This window comes from Bradyrhizobium sp. WBOS08 (assembly GCF_024585125.1).
Classification (GTDB): domain Bacteria; phylum Pseudomonadota; class Alphaproteobacteria; order Rhizobiales; family Xanthobacteraceae; genus Bradyrhizobium; species Bradyrhizobium japonicum_B.
In genome coordinates, this window is the sequence record NZ_CP028988.1 from 5,589,946 (window position 1) to 5,602,577 (window position 12,632).

The following is a 12,632-nucleotide window of genomic DNA, read 5'->3' on the forward strand; positions in this document are numbered from 1 at the left end:
CAGTTTGGGGATTGGGGCGCCCCAAACGATTTCGGCGCTCCGCTTGGCGGAGCGCCGAAGGATGCTCGTGCGAGGAGCGTCCGTTTCACGGCAGCTTCAGCGAGGTCTCCGCGTTGTACGGCTTCAGCGTCTCGTCGGCGGCTTTCTGGGCGGCGGCGAGGGCTTCCTTCGGCTGCTTCTTGCCGTTCAGGACCAGCATCACCTCGTCCTCGAGGTTCTTGCGCACAGGCACGGTCTTGTAGGTCGCAAACCACGGCTTGGCGACGTCGAGCTGCTCGACGGCGGTCTTGGCGTCGGGGTTCTTATTCAGGAAGTCGACCATGTCGGGCGTCTTGTACGCCGCCATGTTCGGCGCGAAATAGCCGGTGGCGCGGCTCCACCAGCCGCTCTTCTCGGGCGAGGTCATCCACTTGATCAGCGTCCAGGCGGCCTTCTGCTTCTCGGCTTCGAGGCCGGCCGGAACGATCAGCGAGGCGCCGCCGATCGGCACGGCGTTGCGGACGTTGCGCGGGATGAAGGCGACCTTGTAGGCGAACTTGGCGTTGTCGCGCACGTAGGTGAGCGAGCCCGTCGACAGCATCATCATCGCGGCATTGCCTGAGATAAAGGACGTGCTGACGGCCGGTCCAGGCGTGGCGCCGGGCGGGTGGACCTTGTGCTTGGCGACGAGATCGTTCCACCAGGAGAGCGCCCCGAGCATCGAGGGCGTGTCGTAATAGACCTCGCCGCCGAACTCCTCGTTGTAATAGCGGCCGCCATTGCTCATGGTGAGTGTTTCCATCATCCAGCCGCAATAATCATAGGCGCAGGGGATCGCGATGCCCCATTGGGTCACCTTGTCGCCGTCACGCTTGGTCAGCTTCTTAGCCCAGTCGGTGAGCTCGGCCCAGGTCTGCGGCGGCTTGCTCGGATCGAGGCCGGCTTCCTTGGCCTTGTCGGCATTGATGTAGAGCAGCGGCGTCGAATTGTGGAACGGCACGCCATAGACCGAGCGGTTGATCACCGCATTGCCGTGCAGCGCGGGGAAGAACTGGCCGAGGAACTGCTCCTTGGTGGTACCGTCGGCCTTGATCAGCGCATCGAGATTGGTGAGCTCGTTCTCGATCTGCATGTCGAGCAGGAAGTTGGCCGACATGATCACGGCGGACGGCGGCTTGCCGGCCTTGATCGCGGCGCGCGTCTTGATCAGCGTGTCGTCGTAGGAGCCGGTGTAGACCGCGGTCGCCTTGATGTCGCGATGGGTCTCGTTGAACTCCTTGATCAGCGTGCCCATGTCGCGGGCGAGCTTGCCGTCGACGGGGACGGGAAAGAACAGATCGATCTCGGTCGGGCCTTCGGCCATCGCCGGGGCGGCGAGGGCACCGGCCATGGTGCCTATCATGGCGAGGCCGAGTGCAAGCCTGCGGGAAAACAGCATCGAAGAATCTCCTATTTGATGCCTGAGGTGACGAAAGAGCTGATGAAGCGCTTCTGGAAAATGAGGAACGTGATGAGCAGCGGGCCGATCACCATCAGCGTGCCGGCGGCGATGGTGCCCCAGGCCTGCGTGCCTTCGGCGGTCTTGGTGAAGACCGACAGGCCGACCGTGAGCGGCCGCTTGTCCGGCGAGTTGATCACCATCAGCGGCCACAGGAAGTCGTTCCAATGGCTGGTCACCGAGATGATGGCGAAGGCCGAGAAGCTCGGCATCGACAGCGGCACGTAGATGTGGCGGATGCGCTGGAACAGGCTGGCACCATCGATCAGGGCGGCGTCTTCCAGCTCGGTCGGGATCGCCTCGAAGGCCTGCCGCATCAGGAAGGTGCCGAAGGCGGAGGCGAAGAACGGCATCATCACGCCGGTGAGCGTGTCGTAGAGACCGAGCTGGGCCACCAGCGACAAATTCGGCACGATCAGCAGCACCGGCACCAGCATCAGCTGCATCAGGAACAGATAGAAAATCAGTGTCTTGCCGACGAATTTCAGGCGCGCGAAGGCAAAGCCCGCGAGTGTGATGGTGACGAACTGCACCAGCAGGATGCCGGCGCAGATGATCGTCGTGTTGAGCGTGTAGCGCGGGAAATCGCCGATCTCCCAGGCGTCCCTGACGTTGTCGAGCGTCGGCTTCAGGCTCGGCATCAGCTCGGCCATCGCGTTGATGCCGTCGGAGGCCGGGCGCAGCGTCGCCACGACCATCCACAGGAAGGGGATGAGCCAGACGATCGCGAGCAGCACGGTCAGCAGGAAGCCGAGCTTAGGCGTGATCTCATTGCGCGTGGCGAGCGGGGCGTCCTTGGTGAGCCAGTCGAACGGCTTCACGGCCCGCCCTCGCGGCTGGCCATGGTGCGGAAGGAGAGCGCGGTCAGGCCCATCAGCGCGGCGAGCGTCAATAGCGTCGCGGCCGAGGCCTTGCCGATATCGTAATGCTCGACCGCCTGCTGGTAGATGTAGAACAGCACGAGATTGGTGGAGTTCGACGGCCCGCCCTGGGTCATGACGAAGACGTGGTCGACCTGCGTCACCGCGTTGAGGATCGCGATGACGGTGACGAACAGGAAGGTCGGCTTGAGCTCCGGCAAGATGATGTGGCGCAGGCGCTGATAGGGACCCGCGCCGTCGAGATGGGCTGCCTCCATCACGTCCTCGTGCACCGCCTGGAGGCCGGCGAGAAAGAACAGCATGTAATAGCCGGCGTTCTTCCAGATCGTGATGATCATGATCGCGGTGAGCGCGATGTCGGGATCGCCGAGCCAGTTCGGCAGCACCGGAAGCATGCGGCCGATGTAATAGTCGAGCAGGCCGACATTGGGCAGGAAGATGAACATGAACAGCGCGGAGGCCGCGACCATCGGGATCAGCACCGGCAGGAACAGCGCGGCGCGCAGCGCGCTGCTGACGGCGTGGGTGCGCGACAGCGCCAGCGCGAACAGCAGTGCCAGCCCGATGCTCGGGACCGCCGTGCCGACGGCGTAGACGAGATTGTTGACGACGGCGCCGGTGAAGGCGGGGTCGGCCAGCACCGCGCCGATATTGTCGAGACCGACGAAACGAACCGGCGCCTTCGGCGTCGTGCGCTGATGCAGCGCATCGACGAACACGCGTCCCAAAGCGCCATAGGTGAACAGCGCGAGGAAGACCAGCGAGGGCAGCAGCAGCAGATAGGCCGGCAGCGAGGCTTTGACGCGCGCGGTGAAGCGCTTCAGCACGTCCAGGCGCGGCGCCGCCGAGGTCGCGACCGGGAGAGCCGCGGGTTCGGCGAGGCTCATCTCACCGCGCCGCGAAGTTGAGCGCGTAGTCGCGGCCGTCCATTCCCGCGGGTGGCTCGAACGGGAAGCGCAGACTTTCGTCGAGGAAGTCGTGGCTGTGCACGACGATGTTGTCGTCGTCGATCAGCACGACGCCATAGGCCGGCGGCTCGTGGCTGGCGAGGTGCGGCGCGCTCTGGTCGAGCTCGAACCAGACCTGGTGGTTGGTGCCGCGCAGTGTCGAGAACGGGATCTTGCCAAAACTGCCGAAGATCGGCCGGTGCACATGGCCGAAGAACAGATGCCGGATGCGCGCGCGGTAGGGCGCGATCACCTCGGCGAACTCCGCGCTCTGCTTCAGCCCGATGTCGTCCATCGCGTGGACGCCAACCGGGAAGGGCGGATGGTGCATGAAGACGACGAACTCTTGCTCCGCCGGCGCGGCCGCCAGCGTGCTCGCCAGCCAGCCGAGGCGCTTGGCGCACATCTCGCCGGCATGGCTGGTTTCGTCCAAGGTGTCGAGGAAGACGAACAGGCCGTGCTCGGTGGTCTTCGTGCCCTGCACGAAGCCGTTGGCATCGCGCGGCGCAGCTTTCAGCGCGTCGAGGCACGTGACGCGCTTGTCGTGATTGCCGACCATGGCGATGTACGGGATCTTCAGCGTCGCCATCGCCCCGGCGAAATTGGCGTAGGAGTCAGCCTCGCCCCAATGGGTGAGATCGCCGGTCACGACCGCGAACGCAGCATCGGACTGATGCGCGTTGATGTCGGCAATCGCCGCATCCAGCCGCGCGCGCGGATCGAGGCCGTAGAGCGTCGAGCCGGGATTGGCGAGATGCGTGTCGGTGATGTGGATGAACTTGAAGGGCATGGCGCGCTGTCGGGATGGTTGGAGGACGGGCGCCTCCGGCAAGACGACCCCCACAGGCGGTTAGAGCGCGTGTGTTTCAGTTTGATGACAGCGGTTCCGGCGGACGGGACGTGTCCACAACGCCTGCGCGACAGGGTTGGGGACCGCGCAAGGCGCAATCATGCCCTGGATCAATTAGAGATGGTGGTGCGCGGTCGAACCCGCCTCACGTCCCGCAGAACGTCTGCAACACCCGCTGGTCCGGCAGCGGAGGATCGGCGTAGGCGGCATGCTCCGGCTGGTCTTCGAACGGCCTCGCCAGAACCCTCACCAGCTCCTCGAACGGCGCGTAATCGTCGTCGTTCACGGCGGCCTGGATCACGGCTTCGACGCGGTGATTGCGCGGGATGAAGATGGGATTGACGGCGTGCATCGCCGCTTTCCGCTCCGCGGCGCTCTGCGGCTCCAGCGCGATGCGGGCGCGCCAGCGTCCGGCCCATTCGTCGAAGGCGGCGGGCTCCATGAACTGGGCGCGCACGTCGGTGCCGTCATCGGCCGCGGCATCGCCGAGCTTGCGGAAGGTGAGGGTGAAGTCGGCCTGGTTCTTGGCCATGGCGTCGAGCAGGTCCTGGATCAGCGCCTCGTCGCCGTCTCGCTCGGTGAACAGGCCGACCTTCCGGCGCAGGCTGGCCTGGTAGGCGGCGCTGAACTGGTCGGAGAAGGCGCCGAGAATGTCCTGGGCCTCCGCGATCGCCTTGTCCTGCTCGCCCGAGAACAACGGCAGCAGGCATTCGGCGAGCCGCGTCAAATTCCACAACGCGATGCGCGGCTGGTTGGCATAGGCGTAGCGGCCCATCTCGTCGATCGAGGAAAACACCTGCGCGGGGTTGTAGGCATCCATGAAAGCGCAGGGACCGTAATCGATGGTCTCGCCGGAGATGGAGCTGTTGTCGGTGTTCATCACGCCGTGGATGAAGCCGACCAGCAGCCAGCGCGCGACGAGGTCGGCTTGGCGCGCGACGACCGCCGCGAGCAGCGCGTGATAGGGCCGCTCCACCTCGCGCAGCTCAGGGTAATGTCGCGCAATGACGTGATCGGCGAGGGCGCGGATCGCCGCGGTGTTGCCGCGCGCGGCGAAGAACTGGAAGGTGCCGACGCGAATGTGGCTGGAGGCGACGCGGGTCAGCACCGCGCCGGGCAGCGCGGTCTCGCGGATGACGTGCTCGCCGGTGACGACGGCGGCGAGCGAGCGCGTGGTCGGAATGCCCAAAGCGAACATCGCTTCGCTGACGATGTATTCCCGCAGCACCGGGCCGAGCGCGGCGCGGCCGTCGCCGCGGCGGGAGAACGGGGTGGGGCCGCTTCCCTTGAGCTGGATATCGCGGCGGATGCCGTCCCGGTCGATGACCTCGCCGAGCAGGATGGCGCGGCCGTCGCCGAGCTGGGGCACGAAGTGCCCGAACTGGTGCCCGGCATAGGCCATGGCGATGGGATCGGCGCCTTCGGGAACCGTCTTGCCGGCCAGGATCGCCGCGCCCTCGGGGGTCTCCAGCAGGTCCGGATCGAGCCCGAGCTGGAGCGCCAGCGGCCGGTTCAGCTTGATCAGCCGGGGGGCGGCGACCGGGGTCGGCGCGACGCGGGCAAAGAAGCTGTCCGGCAGCGCCGAATAGGAGTTCTGGAAGGGGAAATGCACCGTCATGGTCTCAAGATAGGGCTGGAACGCCTGATGGCAAAGGATCGGTCTCTGATAAGCCAAAAAGGGGCCCTCCGGGTCCAAAACAGCGCGTTCCCTTGGTTGCCGCCTCGGGTCGCGTCGGGTAAACCCTGCCGCAATCTCGGACCGGCCGTTTCCGGTGGTCCGATTCGATTCCTCAGACATCGATTTTGGGACGACCATGCATCGCTACCGGTCACATACATGCGGCGCGCTCCGCGAGAGCAACATCGGCGAGACGGTCCGCCTCTCGGGCTGGGTCCATCGCGTCCGCGACCATGGCGGCGTGCTGTTCATCGACCTGCGCGACCATTACGGCCTGACCCAGTGCGTGGTCGATCCGGACTCGCCGGCCTTCTCGCTGGCCGAGAAGCTGCGCTCGGAATTCGTGGTGCGGATGGACGGCAAGGCCCGCCGCCGCCCCGACGGCACCGACAATGACGACCTGCCGACAGGCAAAGTCGAGGTCTATATCAGCGAGATCGAGGTGCTGGGCCCGGCCGGCGACCTGCCGCTGCCGGTGTTTGGCGACCAGGAATACCCTGAGGATATCCGCCTCAAGTATCGCTTCCTGGACCTGCGTCGCGAAAAACTGCACCAGAACATCATGACGCGCGTCGCGATCATCAAGTCGATGCGCCGGCGCATGGAGGAGCAGGGCTTCTTCGAGTTCAACACCCCGATCCTGACCGCGTCCTCGCCGGAAGGCGCGCGCGACTTCCTGGTCCCGTCGCGCATCCATCCCGGCAAGTTCTATGCGCTGCCGCAGGCGCCGCAGCAGTACAAGCAGTTGCTGATGATGTCGGGCTTCGACCGCTATTTCCAGATCGCGCCGTGCTTCCGCGACGAGGACCCGCGCGCCGACCGTCTGCCCGGCGAGTTCTACCAGCTCGACGTCGAGATGAGCTTCGTCACGCAGGACGACGTGTTCGCGGCGATGGAGCCCGTCATCACCGGCGTGTTCGAGGAGTTCGCGCAGGGCAAGCCGGTGACCAAGGGCTGGCGCCGGATTCCGTTCGCCGAAGCCTTGCGCAAATACGGCAGCGACAAGCCGGACCTGCGCAACCCCATCGAGATGCAGGACGTCTCCGAGCACTTCCGCGGAAGCGGCTTCAAGGTGTTCGCGCGCATGCTCGAGGATCCCAAGAACCAGGTCTGGGCGATCCCGGCGCCGGGCGGCGGCAGCCGCGCGTTCTGCGACCGCATGAACTCGTGGGCGCAAGGCGAGGGCCAGCCTGGCCTCGGCTACATCATGTGGCGCGAGGGCGGCGAAGGCGCAGGCCCGCTCGCGAACAATATCGGGCCCGAGCGCACGGCCGCGATCCGCGCGCAGATCGGCACCAAGGAAGGCGATGCCGCCTTCTTCGTCGCCGGCGATCCCGACAAGTTCTGGAAGTTCTCTGGCCTTGCCCGCAACAAGGTCGGCGAGGAATTGAACCTCACCGACAAGGAGCGGTTCGAGCTCGCCTGGATCGTCGACTTCCCGATGTACGAGTACAACGAGGACGACAAGAAGGTCGACTTCTCGCACAACCCGTTCTCGATGCCGCAGGGCGGCCTCGAGGCGCTGAAGGGCCAGGATCCGCTCACCATCAAGGCGTTCCAGTACGACATCACCTGCAACGGCTACGAGATCGCCTCGGGCGGCATCCGCAACCACGTGCCGGAAGCGATGGTGAAGGCGTTCGAGATCGCAGGCTACGGCGAGCAGGAGGTGGTCGACCGCTTCGGCGGCATGTACCGCGCCTTCCAGTATGGCGCCCCGCCGCATGGCGGCATGGCCGCAGGCGTCGACCGCATCGTGATGCTGCTCTGCGGCACCACGAATCTGCGCGAGATCTCGCTGTTCCCGATGAACCAGCAGGCCATGGACCTCCTGATGGGCGCCCCGTCGGAAGCGACGACAAAGCAGCTCCGTGAGCTGCATGTGCGGGTGAACCTGCCGCAGAAGTAAGTGGCAGCGTGCCGCCCCCACAGCGTCATTGCGAGCGTAGCGAAGCAATCCAGAATCTTCCCGCAGGGACAGCCTGGATTGCTTCGTCGCAAGAGCTCCTCGCAATGACGAGCAGAGAGCTGCGCTTCTCTCCTACAACCCCGTCGACGCCTCGATCCTGAACTGTGCCAGTGCGCTATCCGGGGCGGTCTGGATCAGCTGCATCAATTGCATCAGCGGCACCTTGGCGCGGGGCGCGAGCTTGAGGCTCAGCGTCTGTCCTGACGTCTCGACGAAGCCGGCGAGCGCATCCACCACGCCCCGGGCGTCGACGCTGGATCCCGCGATCTTCTCGCCCTGCGCGCGGATCATCTCGACGATGGCGCTGCGCGCGGTGTCGCGGCTGACATTCTGCGTGCGCGCGAACTGCGCCACGACCAGATCGACCACGCCGCGGTCGCGCAGCGAGAGCTCGAACGCACCGGTCTCGACCTGCGCCGCCTGACCCATCGCCTGCACCGGGTCGGTGGTGAACAGGCCGCGCGGCACGTTGGCGAGCGCGAGGCGGGCCTGTGCCTTGGCCAGGTTGCCGAGATCGATGGTGGCGGGCGCAAGCGCAAATGCGCCCGACGATTCCGTCCAGGCCGCGCCGAGATCGAGGTCGATCGCGAGCTTGTCCACGCCCGCCATGATCAGCGGCTGCAGCGCCGGATTGGCCGGATCGGTCGGCGTGACCATCTTGACGACCAGATTGGCCCGGCTCGGGATCGGCCCGACCAGCTGACCCCAATTCAGGCTGATCGTGTCGATGGTGAAGTGCTGCCGCGTATTCTTGTAAGGCGACACCACTCCCTTGACCTCGGCACCTTCGAGCACGCGGAACAGGCCGAGCATTTGATCCGGCGAGGGCGGCAGCCCGGACGTCTGGAGGCTCGCCGCCCAGCGCATCAGATTCGCCGCGCTGAAGGACTTCAGCGCGAAGCGCTCGATCTTGAGCTGCCCCTGCGGCAGCGGCATGTCGAGGCCTTCCAGCGCGACCTTGTCTGGATCGTACTTGACGGCGCTGAGCCGCCACGTTCCTTGCGGCATCTCGACCGTCTGCTTGCCGATTTCGACCTTGCCGATCTGAAAGCCTTCGAAGAAGTCCGCCACTCTCGCGATCATGTCGCGCGACTGCGCCGGCGTCGGGATCGCGCCGTCAGCCGGCACCAGCGCGATGATTTCGGCCGGCCGGAATTTCGAGGGCCGGATGGCAATGTCGTCGAACGTGAAGCCGTCCACCTGCATGCGCATGCCGGGCGCCGCCGTCACGACATAGGAGTTGACCGAGATGCGCCGATAGATCCTGTGAAAATTGTCGTCGTTCGATCCTTGCTGATCGAGCGCGGCTCTCACAGCGGTTGCGTCGAAATCGTAGATCGTCAGACCGGACAATTCGCCGGTCATCTTCGCGGGCTTGCCCGGTTGGGCCAAGTCGATCGCATAGGTGACGCGGTCCATCTTCGCCGTTTCGATCTTGCCCCGGTTGACGTTCTGGACCGATAGGCCTGAATAGACATAATCACCGCTGCCGGCATTCCTGCCCGCATCGACGTTGACCGTGAGGGTCGGCACCGCGATCTCCGACGCCGAGATGGTCGCGTATTGCGCGAGGATGAAGCGGTACATGTCGATGATCGAGCCGGACAGCGGCGAGCCGTCTGCGCGGGTCGAGCCGGAAAAATCTCGCGCGCTGATCTGCGGGATCTTGTAGTTCGCCTTCACGGTCATCCGCTCGGTGGATGTGAAGCCGACCTCGACCCCTGACGCCTCGATGCTGTCGGCCGAGAAACGGGCCTCATCCGGCTGGCGCACACCGACGGCCGTGATCTTGGCGATCTTGAAGGTGGCGAGCTGCGGTTGGGCAGGCTCGACGGCGATGTCCTCGATCGTCAGCGTCCGGGTCGCAAGCGCGAATGTGATCTTGCCATGGCTCGCCTTGCCTCCGCCTGAGCGGATCTGCGCGAACACCGCCTCGACCTCGCTGGTCGCCCGGTGCTGGACATAGAAATTGAAGCCGAACCACCCGCCCGCGCCGAGCGCGGCTGCCACGATCAGGCCGATCAGGATTCGCTTCATACCGTGGCTCCAGTTGCTCTTTTGCGCCGCGCAACCTGCCATATTGCGGAAACAGCGCGCGGTCCAGGGAAAGCTTTGTTTTTCAGCTATTTGAGCGCGTGCCTTGTTGATGGGCGGGCAATCGGATGTTGCCACCGGGGCACCCGGCGTGCTTCATCCCGTGTCCATGACCCGGAGATCCGGTCCGCTTGGATGGCGGCCCCGGATCATACATTTCGAGGCCGGTAACGCGAGGCGAGACAACGCATGTCGTCCTATTCTGATGATCTCCACCAGGCGGCGATCGCCTACCATCGTCTGCCGCGCCCCGGCAAGCTCGAGATCCAGGCGACCAAGCCGCTTGCCAACCAGCGCGACCTCGCGCTGGCCTATTCGCCGGGCGTCGCCGCGGCCTGCACCGAGATCGCCAAGAATCCGGCCGAGGCTGCCAGCCTGACCACCCGCGCCAATCTGGTTGCCGTGGTCTCGAACGGTACCGCCGTGCTCGGCCTCGGCAATATCGGGCCGCTGGCTTCCAAGCCCGTGATGGAAGGCAAGGCGGTCCTGTTCAAGAAGTTCGCCGGCATCGACGTGTTCGACATCGAGATTGCCGCCGACACCATCGACCGCGTGGTCGAGACCGTGGCGGCGCTCGAGCCGACCTTCGGCGGCATCAATCTGGAGGACATCCGGGGACCCGAGTGCTTCGAGATCGAGACGCGCTTGAAGGAGCGCATGAAGATCCCGGTCTTCCATGACGACCAGCACGGCACCGCCATCATCGTCGCCGCTGCCATCACCAATGGCCTCAGGCTGAACGGCAAGAAGCTGTCCGACGTCAAGATCGTGGCGTCCGGGGCAGGGGCCGCGGCCATCGCGACGCTCAATCTCCTGGTGTCGATGGGCGCGCAGCGCAAGAATATCTGGGTCTGTGACATCGACGGGCTCGTGCACGAGGGCCGCAACACCACGATGGACCGCTGGAAGGCGGTCTATGCGCAGAAGACCGACAAGCGCACGCTCGGCGACGTCATCGGCGGCGCCGACATCTTCATCGGGCTCTCGGCACCGGGCGTGCTCAAGGCCGAGATGGCCAAGGCGATGGCGGACAAGCCGTTGATCATGGCGCTCGCCAATCCCACCCCGGAGATCATGCCGGAGGAGGCGCGGAAGGCGCGGCCCGACGCCATGATCTGCACCGGTCGCTCGGATTATCCGAACCAGGTCAACAACGTTCTCTGCTTTCCCTTCATCTTCCGCGGCGCGCTCGACGTCGGCGCCACCGCGATCAACGAGGAGATGAAGCACGCCGCGGTCGAGGCCATCGCGCAGCTCGCACGCGAGGCGCCCTCCGATGCGGTGGCGCTGGGGGTCGAGACCAACGAGATGGGCGGTTTCGGTCCGGGCTCGCTGATCCCGAGCCCGTTCGATCCGCGGCTGATCCTGCGGGTGGCGCCGGCGGTCGCGAAGGCGGCGATGGAATCGGGCGTCGCGACGCGTCCCATCACCAATTTCGACGAATATGCCGCGCAGCTCATGCGCTTCGCGTTCCGCTCCGGCCTCGTCATGAAGCCGATGTTCGCCAAGGCCAAGACCCAGCCGGTGCGCGTGATCTACGCCGAAGGCGAGGACGAGCGCGTGCTTCGCGCCACGCAGGTGGTGCTGGAGGAGAACCTGGCGCGGCCGATCCTGGTCGGCCGTCCCTCGGTGGTGGAGGCGCGCATCAAGCGCTTCGGCCTCTCGATCCGCGCCGGCAAGGATTTCGACCTCGTCAATCCCGAGGACGATCCGCGCTACCGCTCCTACGTGCAGTCCTATGTCGAGGTCGCCGGCCGCCGCGGCGTGACGCCGGATGCGGCCCGCACCGTGGTGCGCACCAACAACACGGTGATCGCCGCGCTCGCGGTCACGCGCGGCGAGGCGGACGCCATGCTGTGCGGCGTCGAGGGCCGCTACATGAGCCATTTGCGCCATGTCCGCGAGATCGTCGGCTTCTGTCCCGGCATCAGCGACTACGCGGCGCTGGCGCTACTGATCACGACCAAGGGCGCCTTCTTCATCGCCGACACGCAGGTTCGCCCCAATCCGAGCGCGGAGGAGCTGGCCGAGATCGCATCGCTCGCGGCGGTCCACGTCCAACGCTTCAACATCAAGCCGAAGATCGCCTTCGTCTCGCATTCGGATTTCGGCAGCTACGACACCGATTCCTCGCGCAAGATGCGGCTGGCGACCCAGCTGTTGAAGGACAAGCATCCCGAGATCGAGGCCGACGGCGAGATGCAGGGCGACACCGCGCTCTCCGTTGCCGCGCGAAGAATGGTGCTGCCGCATTCCAAGCTGGAGGGCGAGGCCAACATCCTGATCATGCCGACGCTGGATACCGCCAACGTCGCCTATCAGATGATCAAGTCGCTGGCGGACGCGCTGCCCGTCGGCCCGATCCTGGTCGGCCCGGCGCGCCCCGCACACATCCTCACGCCGTCGGTGACCGCGCGCGGCATCCTCAACATGACGGCCGTGGCAGTGGTGGAAGCGCAGGAGCGCGCCGCAAGGCAGCAGCCGACGTTGTTTACGTAACTGCGGAGCGCGCTGCTCTTCCCCTCTCCCCTTGCGGGAGAGGGTGGCTCGCCGCGGAGCGGCGAGACGGGTGAGGGGTGTCTGTCCGCGAGTCCTTCTCTGAATTGCGCTTGCGGACAGATACCCCTCATCCGGCGCTTCGCGCCACCTTCTCCCACAAGGGGAGAAGGGACACCGCGCGTGTGACATGTTTTGAATTCCTCGCACTTCTCCATTTCCCCGTTTGTAAACCGGCGC

At 65.6% G+C, this 12,632-nt stretch carries 8 protein-coding genes; 2 read left to right on the top strand and 6 right to left on the bottom strand.

Annotation, left to right across the window (positions count from 1 at the left end; translation table 11 throughout):
* Positions 1–85: 85 nt before the first annotated feature.
* The 5 genes from DCM80_RS26240 to DCM80_RS26260 all read right to left on the bottom strand — a co-directional run bounded on the left by DCM80_RS26240 (position 86) and on the right by DCM80_RS26260 (position 5,773).
* Positions 86–1,417: an ABC transporter substrate-binding protein gene (locus tag DCM80_RS26240; RefSeq protein WP_257194366.1), complete on the bottom strand. Its 1,332-nt coding sequence runs from the start codon at positions 1,415–1,417 to the stop codon at positions 86–88.
* Between the two features lie 11 nt (positions 1,418–1,428).
* Positions 1,429–2,298 (bottom strand): carbohydrate ABC transporter permease, encoded by an 870-nt coding sequence (locus DCM80_RS26245; protein ID WP_257194367.1) that lies wholly within the window; start codon positions 2,296–2,298, stop codon positions 1,429–1,431.
* Positions 2,295–3,245, bottom strand: coding sequence for a carbohydrate ABC transporter permease (locus tag DCM80_RS26250; RefSeq protein ID WP_257194368.1), 951 nt, complete (start codon positions 3,243–3,245; stop codon positions 2,295–2,297). Before DCM80_RS26250 ends, DCM80_RS26245 begins: the two co-directional genes overlap by 4 nt.
* A gap of 1 nt (position 3,246) precedes the next feature.
* Positions 3,247–4,095 carry a phosphodiesterase gene (locus DCM80_RS26255; protein WP_257194369.1) on the bottom strand — a complete coding sequence of 283 codons (849 nt, stop codon included), beginning with the start codon at positions 4,093–4,095 and terminating at the stop codon, positions 3,247–3,249.
* 205 nt (positions 4,096–4,300) lie between these two features.
* Complete coding sequence (locus DCM80_RS26260; RefSeq protein WP_257198061.1) at positions 4,301–5,773, bottom strand: YdiU family protein; 1,473 nt, start codon at positions 5,771–5,773, stop codon at positions 4,301–4,303.
* Positions 5,774–5,969: 196 nt separating this feature from the next.
* Between DCM80_RS26260 and aspS the strand changes: the two genes are divergently transcribed.
* Positions 5,970–7,742: an aspartate--tRNA ligase gene (gene aspS, locus DCM80_RS26265; RefSeq protein ID WP_257194370.1), complete on the top strand. Its 1,773-nt coding sequence runs from the start codon at positions 5,970–5,972 to the stop codon at positions 7,740–7,742.
* A 132-nt stretch (positions 7,743–7,874) separates the two neighbouring features.
* Here the strand turns inward: aspS and DCM80_RS26270 are convergent, their stop codons facing one another.
* Positions 7,875–9,839 (bottom strand): hypothetical protein, encoded by a 1,965-nt coding sequence (locus DCM80_RS26270; protein WP_257194371.1) that lies wholly within the window; start codon positions 9,837–9,839, stop codon positions 7,875–7,877.
* A gap of 246 nt (positions 9,840–10,085) precedes the next feature.
* Between DCM80_RS26270 and DCM80_RS26275 the strand changes: the two genes are divergently transcribed.
* Positions 10,086–12,395: an NADP-dependent malic enzyme gene (locus DCM80_RS26275; protein ID WP_257194372.1), complete on the top strand. Its 2,310-nt coding sequence runs from the start codon at positions 10,086–10,088 to the stop codon at positions 12,393–12,395.
* Positions 12,396–12,632: the final 237 nt, after the last annotated feature.

Bases quoted from the DNA above. Each gene is read 5' to 3' on its own strand.
- DCM80_RS26270 (WP_257194371.1), bottom strand. From the start codon at position 9,839: ATGAAGCGAATCCTGATCGGCCTGATCGTGGCAGCCGCGCTCGGCGCG.
- DCM80_RS26255 (WP_257194369.1), bottom strand. From the start codon at position 4,095: ATGCCCTTCAAGTTCATCCACATCACCGACACGCATCTCGCCAATCCC.
- DCM80_RS26240 (WP_257194366.1), bottom strand. From the start codon at position 1,417: ATGCTGTTTTCCCGCAGGCTTGCACTCGGCCTCGCCATGATAGGCACC.
- DCM80_RS26250 (WP_257194368.1), bottom strand. From the start codon at position 3,245: ATGAGCCTCGCCGAACCCGCGGCTCTCCCGGTCGCGACCTCGGCGGCG.
- DCM80_RS26275 (WP_257194372.1), top strand. From the start codon at position 10,086: ATGTCGTCCTATTCTGATGATCTCCACCAGGCGGCGATCGCCTACCAT.
- aspS (WP_257194370.1), top strand. From the start codon at position 5,970: ATGCATCGCTACCGGTCACATACATGCGGCGCGCTCCGCGAGAGCAAC.
- DCM80_RS26260 (WP_257198061.1), bottom strand. From the start codon at position 5,773: ATGACGGTGCATTTCCCCTTCCAGAACTCCTATTCGGCGCTGCCGGAC.